The sequence below is a fragment of the Flavobacterium ginsengiterrae genome, from assembly GCF_039539785.1.
Taxonomy (GTDB): domain Bacteria; phylum Bacteroidota; class Bacteroidia; order Flavobacteriales; family Flavobacteriaceae; genus Flavobacterium; species Flavobacterium ginsengiterrae.
The window spans coordinates 1,521,847-1,539,365 of the sequence record NZ_BAABDU010000003.1 but is presented as its reverse complement, the minus strand read 5'-3'; the positions used below and the strand labels follow the sequence as shown (position 1 = coordinate 1,539,365).

Annotated in this window: 14 protein-coding genes and 1 tRNA gene; 4 read left to right on the top strand and 11 right to left on the bottom strand. The window is 34.9% G+C overall.

The annotated features are described in order from the left end of the window. Positions 1-15 precede the first annotated feature (15 nt). Complete coding sequence (locus tag ABD859_RS09590; protein ID WP_345143452.1) at positions 16-810, bottom strand: zinc-dependent peptidase; 795 nt, start codon at positions 808-810, stop codon at positions 16-18. A gap of 132 nt (positions 811-942) precedes the next feature. Between ABD859_RS09590 and ABD859_RS09585 the strand changes: the two genes are divergently transcribed. The 4 genes from ABD859_RS09585 (at position 943) to ABD859_RS09570 (ending at position 5,721) form a co-directional block, all read left to right on the top strand. Then, positions 943-1,305, top strand: coding sequence for a hypothetical protein (locus tag ABD859_RS09585; protein WP_345143450.1), 363 nt, complete (start codon positions 943-945; stop codon positions 1,303-1,305). Positions 1,306-1,367: 62 nt separating this feature from the next. Next, entirely contained in the window at positions 1,368-1,970 is a 603-nt protein-coding gene (locus ABD859_RS09580) for a dihydrofolate reductase family protein (RefSeq protein ID WP_345143448.1), read from the top strand. A gap of 25 nt (positions 1,971-1,995) precedes the next feature. Beyond that, positions 1,996-2,190, top strand: coding sequence for a hypothetical protein (locus tag ABD859_RS09575; RefSeq protein ID WP_345143445.1), 195 nt, complete (start codon positions 1,996-1,998; stop codon positions 2,188-2,190). 213 nt (positions 2,191-2,403) lie between these two features. Further along, the gene (locus ABD859_RS09570; protein ID WP_345143443.1) at positions 2,404-5,721 is read left to right on the top strand and encodes a TonB-dependent receptor; all 3,318 of its coding nucleotides are present in this window, start codon (positions 2,404-2,406) and stop codon (positions 5,719-5,721) included. 273 nt (positions 5,722-5,994) lie between these two features. On the opposite strand, the gene ABD859_RS09565 is transcribed toward ABD859_RS09570, so the two are convergent. From ABD859_RS09565 to mraY, 10 genes are all read right to left on the bottom strand, one after another. Next, a tRNA-Arg gene (locus ABD859_RS09565) sits at positions 5,995-6,068 on the bottom strand. Positions 6,069-6,132: 64 nt separating this feature from the next. Then, a complete protein-coding gene (locus ABD859_RS09560; protein ID WP_281235175.1) occupies positions 6,133-6,582 on the bottom strand; it encodes a GatB/YqeY domain-containing protein in 450 nt (149 codons plus the stop codon). A gap of 208 nt (positions 6,583-6,790) precedes the next feature. After that, positions 6,791-8,773: a cell division protein FtsZ gene (ftsZ, locus tag ABD859_RS09555; RefSeq protein ID WP_345143440.1), complete on the bottom strand. Its 1,983-nt coding sequence runs from the start codon at positions 8,771-8,773 to the stop codon at positions 6,791-6,793. A 79-nt stretch (positions 8,774-8,852) separates the two neighbouring features. Further along, on the bottom strand, positions 8,853-10,259 hold the full coding sequence (gene ftsA / locus ABD859_RS09550) for a cell division protein FtsA (RefSeq protein ID WP_345143437.1): 1,407 nt from the start codon (positions 10,257-10,259) through the stop codon (positions 8,853-8,855). A 6-nt stretch (positions 10,260-10,265) separates the two neighbouring features. Further along, the gene (locus ABD859_RS09545; protein ID WP_345143434.1) at positions 10,266-10,988 is read right to left on the bottom strand and encodes a cell division protein FtsQ/DivIB; all 723 of its coding nucleotides are present in this window, start codon (positions 10,986-10,988) and stop codon (positions 10,266-10,268) included. Then, positions 10,975-12,324, bottom strand: a complete 1,350-nt coding sequence (gene murC, locus ABD859_RS09540) for a UDP-N-acetylmuramate--L-alanine ligase (protein WP_345143431.1) — start codon at positions 12,322-12,324, stop codon at positions 10,975-10,977. Before murC ends, ABD859_RS09545 begins: the two co-directional genes overlap by 14 nt. Positions 12,325-12,375: 51 nt before the next feature. Continuing rightward, complete coding sequence (gene murG / locus ABD859_RS09535) at positions 12,376-13,467, bottom strand: undecaprenyldiphospho-muramoylpentapeptide beta-N-acetylglucosaminyltransferase (RefSeq protein ID WP_345143429.1); 1,092 nt, start codon at positions 13,465-13,467, stop codon at positions 12,376-12,378. Positions 13,468-13,503: 36 nt separating this feature from the next. Beyond that, the gene (locus tag ABD859_RS09530) at positions 13,504-14,823 is read right to left on the bottom strand and encodes an FtsW/RodA/SpoVE family cell cycle protein (protein ID WP_345143427.1); all 1,320 of its coding nucleotides are present in this window, start codon (positions 14,821-14,823) and stop codon (positions 13,504-13,506) included. 89 nt (positions 14,824-14,912) lie between these two features. Continuing rightward, the gene (murD, locus tag ABD859_RS09525; protein WP_345143424.1) at positions 14,913-16,244 is read right to left on the bottom strand and encodes a UDP-N-acetylmuramoyl-L-alanine--D-glutamate ligase; all 1,332 of its coding nucleotides are present in this window, start codon (positions 16,242-16,244) and stop codon (positions 14,913-14,915) included. Beyond that, positions 16,245-17,477 carry a phospho-N-acetylmuramoyl-pentapeptide-transferase gene (mraY, locus tag ABD859_RS09520; protein WP_345143421.1) on the bottom strand — a complete coding sequence of 411 codons (1,233 nt, stop codon included), beginning with the start codon at positions 17,475-17,477 and terminating at the stop codon, positions 16,245-16,247. Between the last annotated feature and the right edge of the window lie 42 nt (positions 17,478-17,519).

Below are 17,519 nucleotides of genomic sequence, written 5' to 3'. Positions count from 1 at the left end.
GGAAATTTTTTAAGCTTATTCTTTAAAATTAATCATGGCTTTTACATTTTCATACAACTCCGGGAATTCTTTTTTAAAGATTTCCGGAGTTTCAAAAAAATGTTCCAGAATCACGGCCAGAAATTCAAACTTATTGGTATAAGCGTATTCTCTAAAATACTGTTTTTCTTTTAGTTTATTCCTTAAATGTTCTTCGTCAAAATATTTTTCGATTTCTGTAAATTCATCATAAAAAATTACGGCTCCGGCATCAGAACTTTTTCGGGAATAAAAATGCAGCACATGGGTAAATTCATGCAGTCCTAGATTGATATTATCTTTCGTTTGATGTCCGCTTAGGAAATCTTCCCAGGAAAAAACTACTGATTTCATTCTTGGATTGTATTCTCCTTTATGATATTCCTGATTTATAGTCGAATAATATACTGAGGGATAAATAATGATATTTTCAAATAATTCGAGCAAATAGGTTCGCATTCCAAAAGTCAGCATTATGTAAGTTCCGGCAATAATGAGTTTCATTTCCTGTATAACTTCAATATCTTTTCCATCAAAATTATAATGATCAATAAAGCATTTTACGCGATGTTCAAAATAGCCTTTCTTTTTGTCTGAGAGATTGAGATAAAACGGAAATTCACGACGAAGGATTGTTTTATCGGCTTCATTAAGTTTATTTAAAACCGGATGCCAGAATATAAATAATGGTTTATTAAAAAACAGTAAATAAGCGGGTTCAATAATCCTAAATATAATTACCAACAGAAATAAAACCCCAATAAAAAAGAGAACCAAAAAAAGAATAATCATGAGTTTTAATTCAATTTAAAAACAGAAAACTTTATTGGTCTCTGCTTTGCTAAAATATAAAATTGAAATTAAATATTTCTTTATATTCGTCCTGATAATCTTAAACCAAACTACAAAAAACTTTCCTTAAAAATGAAAAACATCACGCAGATTGAACTTGACAAATATAAGAGCCCGAATTATGAACTAATTGAAAACGGAATCTATTTTGACAAGCAAGACGGCGATTTATATGTTTTTGCCGTAACATATGAATTAGAAGAAAATGAAGATTCTCAATATCCGCTTGAAGACATTCTGGATGAATTCTATCTTCATGTTTCTGATTTTATTGATGAAGATGCTTTTAATATTTCAAAAATTGTTACTCTTGAATTAGGCGGAGATTTAGAGGATGCGCAAAATGCCGTAAAAAATCTTATTGGCAAACGAGCTTATAATGCTGAATATATTGACGAAGACGGCCATACTTATGTAAAACTTGTGATTGAATAATAAGTTTATTTATTTGTCTCTGAATATATTTAACTTTACATAAAACACAAAATCAATATATTATGAGAAAAATAATTGTTTTGTCGATGATTTCTTTAGATGGCGTAATGCAGGCTCCGGGCGGGCCAAAAGAAGATAAATCAAACGGATTTAAATTTGGAGGTTGGACAGCTCCTTTTGGAGATGAGGCTTACAGTAAGGCTGTAAAAAACGAAATAAAACCTGCTGATTATCTTTTAGGCCGAAAAACATTTGAAATCTGGGAAGATTATTGGCCAAAAAATGCCGCATTCTGGCCGGGAATTAATGAAGGAAATAAATATGTTCTTTCTAAAACGAGAAAAAAATCAGATTGGAAAAATTCTAATTTCATCAAAAGTCTTGCTGATATCAAAAAACTCAAAAATTCTGAAGGTTTAGATATTCAGGTTTGGGGAAGCAGTGAACTTGTGCATTTATTACTAAAAAATGATTTAGTGGATGAACTCAGATTAAAAATTCATCCGTTAATACTTGGTAAAGGCAAAAAGCTGTTCAATGATACGGCGCATCCTTCAGGATTTACATTAGTAGAAAATACAATAACTACAACCGGAGTTGTTTTAGCAAATTATAAACGAACCGGAGAAGTAAAAACAGGAAATGCCGGAAAAACAATTAAATAATCTATTAACCAATAAAACCAAAAACATGGAAAATAAGAATAATGTACCTGTATTTACGTTTAGCATTATAGCAATTATTGTTGGTGCTGCATTATATAAGCAATTCGATTTTGAAACTTTGAAATTTGAAAAACCTGCTCTGGCAGTCGTATATTCCATAGTTTTTGTTTTTTCAGTTTTTGTTTTAATTAAAAATTTCAGAAAACGAGCTGAAAAATAAAAAACAATTATCGAAATATTCAAAAGTCTGAAAAGTGATTTCTTTTCAGGCTTTTGTTTTTTTGAAGCTTCATCACCTCAAAAATATATCAAATTAAGATTGTCTCTTTTTTCCCAAAAACACATCAAAAATACCCTTTTGCTAACATTCCGTTAACACCTCGCTTTTCAAATGTTATAATTTTGCTAAAAATTTAAACTTATAACATAAAAAATGAAAAAAATTATTTTTGTTTTGATTATTTTTTTAACAGCATTGGGGCATGCACAAGTAACAGGTTCTGCTATGTCCGGTACTATTAAATCAAACAAAGGGGAGGCACTTCCCGGAGCAACAGTAGAAATTGTTCATAAACCAACAGGTACAAAGTACTTTTCTACTTCAGATTTTGACGGCGGATATTCTGCACAGGGTTTAAGACCAGGCGGACCGTACACAGTTAAAGTAAGCTATATGGGATATAAAACTTCCGAAATAACAGATATTAATGTTGGCTTAGGAAGTAACCTGACTGTCAATGTTAAAATTGAGGAAGAATCGAATGCTCTTCAAGAAGTTGTAGTTTCTACAAAATCAAAAGGGAATTTTAATAAAGGGAGAACGGGAGCTTCTCAACAATTCTCAAACAGAGAAATTACAGCCGTTCCTGTTTTAGGATCACGTTCTGTAAACGCGGTTACAAAATACAATGCTAATGCTGGTGCCAATGGAACTTTTGGCGGTCAGGATTCAAGATTAAACAATTTTACAATTGACGGTTCTGTTTTTAACAACGGATTTGGTCTTGGTTCTGAGTCACAAGCTGGAGGAAGAACCGGATCTACAGCAATTTCTCTTGACGCTATTGAACAGCTTCAGGTAAATATTGCTCCATTTGACATTCGTCAGTCAGGATTTTTAGGTTCTGGTATTAATGCTGTAACAAGAAGTGGAACTAATGAAATTGAAGGATCGGTTTACAATTCTTTCAGAAATAACAAAAAGAGTTTTATTGGAACTCATCCTGGTAAAGATGTAACTATCAAACCTGGAACGTTCGACGAAAAAATCTGGGGTGCACGTGTTGGCGCACCGATTATCAAAAATAAATTGTTCTTTTTTGGTAACTTCGAAACTATCGAAAATACAAGTCCTGCTACAACCTGGACATCTACAGGTTCTCCAAATGGAGGAGCGCAGATTTCTGCTCCAAGCTATACAGAAATGGAGACTCTTTCTAATTACATGAGAGATAAATTTGGATATGCAACTGGTCCTTGGGAAAATTATGATGCAGCAAAAACATCTAAAAAATTCTTAACTCGTATTGACTGGAATATTAATGACAATCATAAACTTACTGCTCGTTATGTATTCCACAATTCATCTTCTGATGAGTTAACTTCAAATTCAAACTCTTTAGGTTTTGGTAACAGAAGAACAAGTCCGTTGGCAATGTCTTTTAAAAACAGTGGTTATACTATTTTAGATAACACAAGATCTATCGTAGTAGAGTTAAACAGTAAATTTGGAAATTCATGGTACAACAACTTTATTGCTGGTTATGACAAACAAATTGAAGACAGAGGTTTACAAGGCGGTGGATTATTTCCAACTATTGATATTAAAAATGGTGCTGCAACTTATATCTCTGTTGGTTTAGATCCTTTTACACAAGGAAATAAACTTAGCTATTCTACACTTCACTTTACAGACAATTTAACTAAAACAATTGGTAAACATTCTATTGTTTTAGGAGCTAATTTTGAATATTTCAAATCAAGCAACTTATTTTTCTCAGGTTCAAACGGAGTTTATGTATTTAACTCTCTGGCTGATTTTTATGCTGCTGCAGATGAATCTATCGTAAACGGAGGCAAACCTTCAACTGCTACCAATACGTCTCCTGCACGTTTTCAATACAGATATTCTGCTTTACCCGGAGGCGAAGAACCAATGCAGGTTTTAAAGTCTAATAAATTTGATTTATATGCTCAGGATGAAATTAAATTAAGCGATAAACTTAAGGTAAGTATTGGTCTTAGAGCTTCTAGAGTTTGGTTTGCAGACACTGCTTTAGAAAACCCTGCAGTAACAGCTATGACTTTTGCTAATGGAGAAAAATTCAATACAGGAGAAATGCCAGATGCACAATACTTATTTGAACCTAGACTAGGTTTCAACTTAGATTTAAATGGAGATGCTTCTACATTAATTCGCGGAGGTTCTGGAATTTTTACAGGAAGAGCTCCATCTGTTTATCTTTCAAATCAAATTGGAAACAATGGTGTACTTACAGGATTTGTTGATGTAAGTGGTCCTGCTTTAGCAGCCGGAGGATATGGTTTTACACCAAGACCTGCTGAATATTTTACACCATCAACTCCAACTTTGCCAACTACTTTTGATTTAGCGTTTACAGATAAAAAATTCAAATATCCACAAGTTTGGAAAACAACAATGGCAGTAGATCAAAAACTTCCGTTTGGTTTCGTAGGTACTGTTGAAGGTATTATCCAGAAAAACATTAACGCTATTGATTATTACAACGCCAACTTTGATGGTCCGGTAGGAACTTTTGCAGGACCTGACAACAGACCAAGATATTCTCGTAACGATGCCGGAACAAGAGTAAATGATAATGTTTCTAACGGTATTGTATTAACAAATTCTGACAAAGGTTACTACTACTCTACTACTTTCAAATTAGAGTACCCATATCAAAATGGTCTTTGGGGATCTTTTGCCTACACACACTCTGAGGCAACAGATTTGATTTCTCCGGGATCAATCGCATCTGGTTCATGGACTGGTGCAAGATCTGTAAACGGAAATAATGATTTAGCTGTTTCTGCATCAAACAACAATACTCCAAACAGACTTGTTGGGGTTATTGGATACAGAATTGAATATGGTAAAGGTTTAGGCGGTGCTACTTCTATTAACTTAGGTTATATTGGAGAACAGGCAAATCCATTTACATATGCATACGGTGGAGATATGAATGGAGACCGTGTGAATGGAAATGATCTTATGTACATTCCTAACAGTGCTTCAGAAGTACGTTTCGCACCATTATCAGTAACAAATGTTGTAAACGGTGCAAATGTTGTAACAACGTATACAGAAGCTCAACAACAGGAAGCATTTGACGCTTACATCAATCAGGATAAATACCTTCGTACAAGAAGAGGTCAGTATGCTGAAAGAAACGGAGCGATCCTGCCAATGTTACACAGATTAGATCTTTCTCTTACTCAGGATATCTACATCAAAATTGGTGGTAAAAAGAATTCTTTCCAGGTAAGAGCAGACATCTTGAACTTTACAAACATGATTAATAAAGACTGGGGAGTTACTCAAAGAGCTACTAATCCAAACGTATTGGCTTACAACTCTACAACTACAGCAAACGTACCAGTTTATCAGTTAGCTACACAAACTAATCCAGATGGAACAAAAGTCTTAATTAAAGATACATTCCAAAAGAATGCTTCAACGTTTGATGTATGGCAGGCACAATTTACCATTAGATATACATTTGGTAATTAATACTGCATAACAACTTATTTAAGAAAGCCGTCTCAATAAATTTGAGACGGTTTTTTAATTTTATTTTACGTAGAAAACTCAGTGATTGTTGTTGGAAGTTTTATGAATTTATTTTCTTCATAATCGTAAACTCAATAGAATCAATTCGATTTATATTTTTTAGTTAATACTTCGCCTATTTTTTATTTTCTAAAAGGTTTACAAAATCAAGAATTATTTACGATAAACAAAAAAGCCTGAGAAAAAAATCTCAGGCTTTTTTTAGCATTTTAGTGACCACGGAGGGGTTCGAACCCCCAACCCTCAGAGCCGAAATCTGATATTCTATCCAGTTGAACTACGTGGTCATTTTTATTTTAGATTTATGATTTTAGAATTCAGATTAATCTAAAATCCGAAATCTAAAATTATTTACGAAAGTAATTTTTTTACAATTGTAGAGATTGTTTTTCCTTCAGCAGTTCCGCCTAATTGTGCAGATGCTAATCCCATTACTTTACCCATTGAAGCAATTCCAGAAGCGCCTGTTTCTGCAATGATTTTTGCAATTACAGCTTCTACTTCTGCTTCGCTTAACTGAGCCGGTAAAAACTTCTCAATTACCGCAACCTGAGCTAATTCTGGTTCAGCTAAATCAGGACGGTTTTGTTCTGTAAAGATTCTTGCGCTTTCTTTACGTGTTTTTACTAATCTTTGAAGTAATTTAATTTCTTCGTCTTCTTTTAAATCTTCTTTAGATCCTGAAGCTGTTGAAGCTAACAATAATTCAGATTTTACTGCTCTTAATGCTTCTAATGCTACTGTATCTTTTGCTTTCATGGCCGTTTTAATCTCATCCATGATTTTTGCCTGTAAACTCATCTTTACTATTTTTTATTTAAATAAGCTGCGCTTATAAATTTGATTATTGATATTGAAAGTCTTTTTCGCTTTCACTTGAACTGACAACAGAAATTAACTTTAAAAGTTAAATAAAGAAGTCAAATTTCTAAATTCTGTGCGAAGATAAAAAAAATAACCCGAAAATTAAATCCAATTTTCGGGCTATCCTTATATTATGATTGCAAAATTAATCTACGTTGTCGTGCAAAAATGAATTATTTGAACGCAATTGCAAATCGTTGTTACTATCTGTTCCTACCGAAATTCTAGAATTTGTATTGTTTGACTGAGAATTCGACAAATCGATTCCTAATCTTTTGTAAGCCGGCTCTTTTTCCAACTCATCAATTCTTGAAACGTTATTGTGAAATTTATAATTAAATTCTTTTAGTTTCTTTCTTCTTTCTTCTGCTCTTAAACGAAGTGTTTCTTCAATTGTTAATTCCATTGGAGAAACCTCAGAAGTTGTTGTATAATCCGGCTGACTTGCAAAATCAGCTCTTGACTTTAATGTAATATTTAATTCCTCAGGAACTACATCTTCAACCACTTTTTCAACTGGTTTTGAAGCCATTAAATCGTTTTCAACTTCCATGTATTCTTCTAACGAATATTTGATAATTCCGTTATCTGAAAGTTCTGTTACCGGTACAAATGAAACCGGATCGTTTACTTTAATGTTACGAGTTTCATTTGATAACTCAAAAACAATTTTATTGTCCTGTTCTGCAACTGGCTCTCTTTTCACTTCAGGCTCTGATTTGAAAAGTGGTAAATCAAATGAAAAAGTAGTTTGTTGTTCTTCTCTTTCAAAAGTTCTTTGCTGTACTGGTTTTACTTCCTGAACCGTTTCTGCTGCCGGAGTCGTAATTTTAAAATCAATATCAGTAATTGGTGAAACAATTTCAAAAGTTACATCTAGGTTTTTAATAAACTCAGACATTACTACCAATTCTTCCTGATTGATTGTTGGTGTTGTTACCGGAGCAACTGGAGTTTGTACGGGAGCAACCGTATCTTCCATTAAATCAAAAACAATCTTCTCTTCTGATTTTGCAGTAGGTGTTTCTGCATTTAAATCAAAAGAAGTAAGCGGTTTGTTTGTTAAATTATGAACACTTCTCTGCTCATCTTCTAACGTGTGAATGATTTTTTTAGGCTCTGTATTAACAATTTCGTTTTGCTGCTCGACATCAAAACCAGTCGCGATAATAGTTACAGCAATAGCTTCACCAAGGCTTTCGTCTTCTCCAACCCCCATGATAATATTAGCATTATAACCCGCTTCTGCCTGAATGTGATCATTGATCTCACCGATTTCGTCAAGTGTTATTTCGTTAGATCCAGAAACGATAAGCAACAATACGTTTTTGGCTCCTGTTATTTTGTTGTCATTCAATAATGGTGAATCCAGTGCTGATACAATTGCATCTTTTGCTCTGTTTTCTCCTTCTGACACAGCAGATCCCATAATAGCTGTTCCGCTGTTTGCCAAAACTGTTTTAGCATCGCGTAAATCGATATTTTGAGTATAGTGGTGCGTAATTACTTCGGCAATACCTCGAGAGGCTGTTGCTAAAACTTCATCTGCTTTAGAGAATCCGGCTTTGAAACCTAAATTCCCGTAAACTTCTCTTAATTTATTGTTGTTGATTACAATTAAAGAATCTACTTGTTTACGTAGTTTCTCGATTCCTAAAAGTGCCTGCTCCTGACGTACTTTCCCTTCAAACTGAAACGGAATAGTCACGATACCCACTGTTAAGATCTCTCTTTCTTTTGCTAATTGTGCAATAACGGGAGCTGCACCAGTACCGGTTCCTCCACCCATACCAGCGGTAATAAATACCATTTTTGTCCCGCGGTCTAACATTTTTTCAATGTCAGCAATGCTTTCAATAGCAGATTGCTGTCCCACGTCAGGATTAGCTCCTGCGCCAAGACCTTCTGTTAAATTCATACCTAACTGAATTTTGTTAGGCACTGAACTGTTCTGCAGTGCTTGTGAATCTGTATTACAAACTATAAAATCAACACCTTTAATACCTTGTTTAAACATGTGGTTAATAGCGTTGCTACCTCCTCCACCTACACCTATTACTTTGATTACATTTGATTGGTTTTTTGGTAAATCAAATGAAATACTTCCAAATTCTGAGTTGCTCATCATCTTTTTGGTTTTTTGAAATTCTTATTTAGTACATTTTTTACTTCTTGACTTGGGGCCAGAAAGTAATCCTTCTCTTTTATTATTCTGCGTTGTCTAAAAAATCTTTGATTTTGTCGACATATCTATCAAAAAATGATCTTCTGATTTTTGTTTCTGTAGATTCTGCTTCGGCTTTAGTCCTTACTGGTCTTGATTCCTCAATAGCCTCTACTTTCTCAACGTAGTTTTCTTCAACTTCGTATCGTTGCTGCACAGGTTGTTCAACAGTTCTGTAAACTACTTTTGGCTGTTCATTTACAACTTCCAATCTAATAGCACTTTGCGTACTATTTTCGATGCTGTTCATTACTAATCCAACTGCTGTTGCAAATAACGGACTTGAGATTTCTTCGCTTGAGTTTCCTGCTAAATGCTCGTTTGGATATCCAATTCTGGTATCCATACCAGTAATATACTCAACTAATTGCTTAATATGCTTTAGTTGCGCACCACCACCAGTAAGAACGATTCCTGCGATTAACTTTTTACGAGGATCTTCATGCCCGTAAGCTTTGATTTCTGCAAAAACCTGTTCAACGATTTCCACTACACGAGCGTGGATAATTTTTGAAAGATTTTTTAATGAAATCTCTTTTGGCTCTCTTCCTCTTAAACCCGGAATAGAAACAATTTCGTTGTCTTTATTTTCTCCCGGCCATGCAGATCCGAATTTTATTTTTAAAAGCTCTGCTTGTTTTTCGATAATCGAACAGCCTTCTTTGATATCATCTGTAATTACATTTCCTCCAAAAGGAATTACTGCTGTATGACGAATAATACCATCTTTAAAAATCGCCAAATCTGTTGTTCCGCCTCCAATATCGATAAGCGCAACACCAGCTTCTTTTTCTTCCTGACTTAAAACGGCATCAGCAGAAGCTAATGGCTCTAATGTTAAACCAGACAATTCGATTCCTGAACTCTGAATACATCTTCCTACGTTTCTGATAGAAGATGCCTGCCCAACTACAACGTGGAAGCTTGATTCTAATCTTCCGCCGTACATACCAATTGGTTCTTTTATTTCAGACTGTCCATCAATTTTAAACTCCTGAGGAAGAACATGAATAATTTCTTCTCCCGGAAGCATAGCCAGTTTGTTAACCTGATCGATTAAAAGCTGAATATCTTTTTCGCCAATTACTTCTTCCGGATTATTACGGCTGATGTAATCAGTATGCTGAATACTTCTGATGTGCTGTCCGGCGATACCCACAACAACATCTTTTATTTTGTAACCTGAGTTATTTTCTGCTTCAAGTATTGCCTGCTGAATAGATTGAATAGTCTGCGTGATGTTGTTTACAACTCCTCGTGCCACTCCCAGACTTTTGGATTTACCAATACCCAAAATTTCCAATTTACCATACTCGTTTTTCTTGCCTATCATGGCAACTATCTTTGTCGTTCCAATATCTAGACCTACTGCAATGTTATCTTTTTCCATTTTCTATTATTTTGTGCAAACTACTTGTTCCGTAAACCTAAGGTCAATTTTATTGTATTTGTATAATGTGCTATCTAAAACAGCCTTTTGAAAAAAGGCTTTATAATTTCTAAATTTTTTATCAACATTCATTGTACGACCAAAATCTATGACATAATCATAGTTTCGGTTAAACATTTTTAGGCTTCCATTAGGCATAACTTGAATCGCAATGATGTTTTTTTTCAAAAACGCATCATCGTAAATTGTGCGAAATAAAGCAGCTAAATCTTCGTTATTTTTTTCATTTATTGCCCCAGAAACAAGCGGAACTCGCGCCGTAAAATTATCTGACAAGGGCATTTTACCTCCCTCATAGTCAATATAAAAAGAGCGATCACCATTATAGATTCTTGCTATTGGTGTCTTCTGTTTTACTACCGCTTTTAGAACGCCATCGATACTTACAAAAACATTTGACTTCTCAATCATGTCTTGCGTATCAAGAGTTTTCTCTATCTTATTCAAATCTACTTCATCTTTTCTAATACTGGAAGCGTCTCTTTTATTTTCTATCAACAATTTATTAACCGTTTCCGGCTTCACAAAAAGCGTATTTTCACCTACAAAAATGACCATAGATTTTTTCAATTTTCTATCTCCATTTCTGTGCTGCGCGAAAGAGTATAAAAAAAGTACAAGCCCTAAAATGAGTACTAATCGAATATTTGTCCAATTAAATATTTTCATTCAGCATTTTTTTAATTGATGGTACCATTTCACCAATATCACCAGCTCCTATTGTTACAATTATTGGCGCATCACTGGCTTTGATTTCCGCTAATAAATTTTCTTTTGCAACATTTTTTTTGTTCGAATTTGTCATTTTACCCAACAGCCATTCTGATGTGATCCCTTCCATAGGTAACTCACGTGCAGGGTAAATATCCATTAAAAACACTTCATCAAACTGAGACAGACTTTCTGCAAATCCATCGGCAAAATCCCTTGTTCTGCTAAATAAATGCGGCTGGAAAACTGCCAGAACTTTACGTCCCGGATATAATTCTCTAACTGCCTGATGAACAGCATTTATTTCTGTTGGATGATGTGCATAATCATCAATATAAACTAACTTTTCAGATTTTATCTGATACGAAAAACGTCTTCTGATTCCGTTGAATGAGGCAATAGCTTTTGCAATGGCATCGGTCGGGGTGCCATACGTTTTTGCCATCGCAATAGCCATTAACCCATTCATTAAATTGTGTTTACCTGGTAGTCCAAAACGAAGATCTTTCATAATTTCTGATGGTGTCTGCACATCAAAAACATAACTTCCATCTTCGATTCGAACATTAAATGCTTTATATACAGCATCTTCATTTATAGCACATTGAACACCTTCCAGAGGTAATTCTTTGGTTATAAACAATTTGCTTTTATCGGTTACTTTTGAAGCAAATTCTTTAAATGATTCCTGAATTGCATCGCTTGTTCCGTAAATATCCAAATGATCTGCGTCCATTGATGTTACACAGGCAATATTTGGATGTAAATGCAGGAACGAACGGTCAAATTCATCTGCTTCAACAACCGTTACCGTTTTTCCAGTTCCAATTAAATTAGAGTTGTAATTCTCTACAATTCCGCCCACAAATGCCGTAACATCGGCACCGCTTTCGTGCAAAATATGCCCCAAAATACTAGATGTCGTTGTTTTACCGTGCGTTCCGGCTACTGCGAAACTAAACGTACCTTTTGTAATAATTCCTAAAACTTCGGCACGTTTTTTAACCTGATAATGTCTTTCTATAAAATAATTCCACTCAGAGTGTGTCATTGGTACTGCTGGTGTAAAAATCACCAGTGTATTTTCAACATAATAATCTGAAGGAATCAGACCGATATTATCTTCAAAATGAATATCTATACCACTTTCGATCAATTCAGCTGTAAGCATAGAAGGCGTTTTATCATATCCGGAAACATTTTTCCCAATATGCTTGAAATAACGAGCCAAAGCACTCATTCCGATGCCTCCGATACCTATAAAATAAACGTTCTGTATTTGATCTAAATTCATTTTAATTTGCTTTATGCATTAAGCCTCAGGCTTTAACCTTTCTGCTTTATTTTACTTTTTAATTAACTTCACAATTTCGGCAACAATATCTTGTGTTGCTTTTGGTCTTGCCAGTTTTTTAATGTTGGTACTTAATTGTTTTTGTTTTCCATCATCTTTCAGCAGCGCTTCAAAAACAATGCTAAATTCGCTTTCCAGCTGAGATTCTTTCAACAAAATTGCACCTTTTGCATCTACAATCGCCTGAGCATTTTTAGTCTGGTGATCCTCAGCTACATTGGGCGACGGAATAAAAATTACCGGTTTACCCACAATACATAATTCTGAAACTGACGACGCTCCTGCTCTTGAAATAATTACATCTGCCGCCGCGTAAACAAAATCCATTCTTTCTATAAAATCAACAACTCGTACATTTTGCTGATTGTATTTTTTATAATCTTCAAAATATAACTTTCCGCACTGCCAGATTATCTGAACATCTTGCGAAAGAAAATTATCCAGTTCCTTTTCGATTAACTGATTGATTCTTCTGGCTCCTAAACTTCCTCCCAGAACCAGCAGTGTTTTTTTATTTGTATCTAAACCGTAAAAAGCTATTGCTTCATCACGTTTTGTATCAATATCAATTAAATCCTGACGTACCGGATTTCCCGTTAAAACGATTTTCTCTTTCGGAAAAAATCTTTCTAAATTTTCATACGCCACACAAATTGCATTTGCTTTTTTACTCAGCAATTTATTTGTGATTCCCGGAAAAGAATTCTGCTCCTGAATTACGGTTGGAATTCCTGCCGAACCCGCAGCCTGCAATAATGGTCCGCTGGCAAAACCTCCGGTTCCAATTACAACATTGGGTTTAAACTTTTTAATGATTCGTCTTGACTCTAATAAACTGCTTGCCAGTTTTAGAGGAAACATCATATTTTGCAAAGTCAGTTTTCGCTGTAAACCTGCGATCCAAAGACCTTTTATTTCATAACCTGCCTGAGGCACTTTCTGCATTTCCATTTTATCTTTGGCACCTACAAAAAGAAATTCAGCTTCAGGATATTGTAATTTTAATTCGTTTGCAATCGCAATTGCAGGATAAATATGTCCTCCTGTTCCTCCTCCGCTTAGTATGAATTTATACTTTGTCATATCTTGTAATAGTTATTATTAAACTATTTTATCCTTTTATTTGTTTAAAACTGCATTCATCGGGTTTCTTGAATTGTCTTCGATGGAATACATGGCTTCTTCTTCGTAAATTTCTTCTTTTTCATTATTTGGCAAGTCTTCTTCTGCCAGTTCTTTATCTATCAATCTTTGAAGCGCTTCTTTTCTTCTTGCTTTTTCTTCCTGCTCTTCGGCGATTTCTTCTTCTTTTTTGGTTACACTAATAATAATACCAAGAGAGAAACAAGTCATCCAGATCGAACTACCTCCGGAACTTATTAATGGAAGTGTCTGCCCTGTTACCGGCAGCAATTCTACTGCAACCGCCATATTAATCATGGCCTGGAATATCATTGGAAATCCGAGACCAACGACGACTAATTTTCCAAATAAGGTATTGGCTTTATGTGATGCAATTACAAATCGAAACAATAACAACAAATACAAAACCAATATCGAAACTCCTCCTACTAAACCATATTCTTCTACTACAATGGCATAAATAAAATCCGAAGATGATTGCGGCAGAAAATTCTTCTGAACACTTTTTCCTGGTCCTAGTCCGCCTAATCTTCCAGATGCAATTGCAATTTTTGCTTTTTCAATTTGATAATCATCTTCATCTGGTTTATCTGTGGTAAAGTTCATAATACGACTTTCCCATGTTGAAACCCTGCTGAAAAATCTTGACTCCGGAAACGCTTTGGCAACCAAAAGGAAAAATGCCAGCATAGCGATTCCTGAACCAATGATAAAAGCAATATATTTTAATGGATATTTACCAATAAATGTCAGCATCATTACCATTGAAAAGATCAGCGCTGTGGTCGAAAAGTTCGCTGGCAGAATCAATGCCAGTGTTATAAAAACCGGAACCCAAAGCTGAATAAACGAGGTTTGAAACGGTTCGTTTTCTTCTTTTGTTTTCGACAAATAACGCGCAACGTAAATAAACAATACGCTGGCCGCTAATGTCGAAGTCTGAAACGTAATTCCAATGAACGGCACCTGAATCCAACGACTTGCATTTGCTCCTGCAATTACAGTTCCTTTCAACAAAGTGTAAAGCAGCAATAACCAAACTACCGGAAGCGCAATTTTTGAAATCGCTCTAAAATAATGGTACGGCACTTTATGAACCCAGTAAATAATCAGAAAGCCAATACATACGTGAGCCAAATGCTTAATCAAATAACCTAAAGTATTTCCGGTTCCGTGACCTATGTATGCCAGATTACTACTCGCACTAAAAACAGGCATAAACGAAAACAGCGCTAATAAAGCCACAAATGACCATATTACTCTATCTCCTTTTAGTTTGTTTACTAGTTCTTTCATAATTTTTTTGTTTCAGGTTTTTCTTGTTTCACGTTTCAAGTTTTAGGCATCGAACTTGAAACCTGAAACTTTAAACTTGAAACTATTATTTACAAGTTGTGAACTGCTTGTTTAAATTGCTTTCCACGATCTTCGTAGTTTTCGAATAAATCGAAACTTGCACAAGCTGGAGACAATAAAACCGCATCGCCTTTTTCTGTTAATCTTTGAGCTGTTTTTACAGCATCATTCATATTGTTTACTTCAACCATAATATCTACTACAGCTCCAAAAGCATCGATAATTTTACGATTATCAACTCCTAGGCAGATAATTGCTTTCACTTTTTCGCGTACTAATGACATTAATTCATTGTAATCATTTCCTTTATCAACTCCTCCAACAATCCAAACCGTTGGAACATTCATACTGTCTAAAGCAAAGAAAGTTGCGTTAACGTTTGTTGCTTTTGAATCGTTGATATATTGTACGTTCTGAATTTTTAATACTTTTTCTAAACGGTGCTCAACACCTTGGAAATTAGATAAACTTTCACGAATTGTTGCATTTCTAATTTGCATCAATTTTGCTACAGAGCTTGCTGCCATTGCGTTTTTCATATTATGTTTTCCTTCTAACGCAATGTGTTCTGTATCCATTGTAAACTCTTCTTGGTTGATCTTTATTTCCATTTTGTTGTTATTTATAGAAGCTCCTTCGTCAAAACTTTTCGTCAGTGAAAAAGGAATTAATTTTGCTTTTGTTTTGTTATTTTTTAACCATTCTGTGCTTGCCTCATCGTCTGCATCGTAAATGAGATAATCACTTTCGGTTTGGTTCATCGTTATTCGGAATTTCGAATTGATATAATTTTCATATTTATATTCATATCGATCTAAATGATCTGGACTTATATTGGTTATGATCGCAATATCAGGTCTGTAATCTATAATCCCGTCTAACTGAAAACTGCTTAATTCAAGAACGTATGCATCAAATTTATTTTCGGCAACCTGCCAGGCAAAACTCTTTCCTATATTTCCTCCTAATCCTACATTAAGTCCAGCCGATTTCAGTAAATGATACGTTAACATTGTTGTTGTCGTTTTACCATTACTTCCTGTAATTCCTACTGTGAGTGCTTCTGTGTAAGGTTTTGCAAACTCAATTTCAGAAATTACTTTTACTCCTGCAGCAACCAGTTTTTTTATTATTGGTGACTTTTCCGGAATTCCGGGGCTTTTCATTACCACATCAGCATTCAGAATCAAATCTTCGGTATGCTGTTCTTCTTCCCAGGCTATTTTATTAATGATAAGAACTTCTTTGTAACTCTCTTTAATCTTTCCAAAATCGGATACAAAAACATCATATCCTTTTTTCTTTCCAAGGATTGCGGTTCCTACACCGCTTTCTCCTCCTCCCAAAACAACCAATCTCATCTATCTTAGTTTTAAAGTAACGATTGACAATATGGCTAACATTACAGCAACAATCCAGAAACGGGTTACGATTTTACTTTCGTGATATCCTTTTTTCTGATAATGATGATGCAACGGTGACATCAGGAATATTCTTCGGCCTTCGCCAAAACGCTTTTTCGTATATTTAAAATAAGTCACCTGTATAATTACCGAAGCACTTTCGGCAAGGAAAATGCCGCAGAATAACACAATCAATATTTCTTTACGAACAGCAATAGCAAGAACAGCAATGATTCCTCCAATGGTTAAACTTCCCGTATCGCCCATAAATACTGATGCCGGAAATGAATTGTACCAAAGAAATCCGATTAAGGCTCCAACAAAGGCCGATATAAAGACGGTCATTTCTCCTGAATTGGGTATGTACATTATATTCAGATAATTTGAGAAAATGATATTTCCTGAAACGAATGTAAATATCCCAAGCGCGAGGACGGAAACTGCGGAAGTTCCGGCGGCGAGTCCATCGATTCCATCTGTTAAATTAGCTCCGTTTGAAACCGCTGTAATAATGAAAATTACTACCGGAATAAACACTAACCAAGCCCATTTTTCATATCCGTCCCCCATGAATGACAATACTTCTGCATAATCAAATTCATTGTTTTTTACAAAAGGAATTGTCGTTGCTGTCGATTTTTCTTCAACCGGCGCAGGCAATATTACTGTTGTATTTGCAGAGGTTCTAAAAACATCTGTACGACCGGTATCTGTTCTTACTGTAACGGCAGGATTGAAATACAAAACAGCTCCTACAATAATTCCTAAACCAACCTGACCAATAACTTTAAAAATACCTTTTAGTCCTTGTTTATCTTTTTTGAATATTTTGATATAATCATCTACAAAACCAATTGTTCCCATCCATAAAGTGGTTACAATAAGAAGCACGATATAAATATTGTGCAGTCTTGCGAATAACAATACCGGAATTAATGTGGCAAAAATGATGATTAATCCCCCCATTGTAGGCGTTCCAGCTTTTTCGTTCTGACCTGCAAGACCAAGCTCACGAACTGTTTCTCCAACTTGCTGACGGCGCAAAAAGTTAATCACTCTTTTACCATAAATAGTTGACAAAAGCAGTGAAAGCAAAAATGCTAAAGCCGATCTGAATGTTATATACTGGAAAACTCCTGTTCCAGGCACATCAAGTGTTTTGTCAAAATATTCAAATAAATAGTACAGCATATTTTTCTATTTTTTAAATTCCAATTTTGAAACTCCAAATTC

Coding starts and splice junctions, on each gene's coding strand:
- ftsA (WP_345143437.1), bottom strand. CDS start 10,259: ATGGAAAAAGATAACATTGCAGTAGGTCTAGATATTGGAACGACAAAG.
- ABD859_RS09530 (WP_345143427.1), bottom strand. CDS start 14,823: ATGAAAGAACTAGTAAACAAACTAAAAGGAGATAGAGTAATATGGTCA.
- mraY (WP_345143421.1), bottom strand. CDS start 17,477: ATGCTGTACTATTTATTTGAATATTTTGACAAAACACTTGATGTGCCT.
- ftsZ (WP_345143440.1), bottom strand. CDS start 8,773: ATGATGAGCAACTCAGAATTTGGAAGTATTTCATTTGATTTACCAAAA.
- murC (WP_345143431.1), bottom strand. CDS start 12,324: ATGAATTTAGATCAAATACAGAACGTTTATTTTATAGGTATCGGAGGC.
- ABD859_RS09580 (WP_345143448.1), top strand. CDS start 1,368: ATGAGAAAAATAATTGTTTTGTCGATGATTTCTTTAGATGGCGTAATG.
- ABD859_RS09585 (WP_345143450.1), top strand. CDS start 943: ATGAAAAACATCACGCAGATTGAACTTGACAAATATAAGAGCCCGAAT.
- murD (WP_345143424.1), bottom strand. CDS start 16,244: ATGAGATTGGTTGTTTTGGGAGGAGGAGAAAGCGGTGTAGGAACCGCA.
- ABD859_RS09590 (WP_345143452.1), bottom strand. CDS start 810: ATGATTATTCTTTTTTTGGTTCTCTTTTTTATTGGGGTTTTATTTCTG.
- ABD859_RS09545 (WP_345143434.1), bottom strand. CDS start 10,988: ATGAAAATATTTAATTGGACAAATATTCGATTAGTACTCATTTTAGGG.
- ABD859_RS09575 (WP_345143445.1), top strand. CDS start 1,996: ATGGAAAATAAGAATAATGTACCTGTATTTACGTTTAGCATTATAGCA.
- murG (WP_345143429.1), bottom strand. CDS start 13,467: ATGACAAAGTATAAATTCATACTAAGCGGAGGAGGAACAGGAGGACAT.
- ABD859_RS09570 (WP_345143443.1), top strand. CDS start 2,404: ATGAAAAAAATTATTTTTGTTTTGATTATTTTTTTAACAGCATTGGGG.
- ABD859_RS09560 (WP_281235175.1), bottom strand. CDS start 6,582: ATGAGTTTACAGGCAAAAATCATGGATGAGATTAAAACGGCCATGAAA.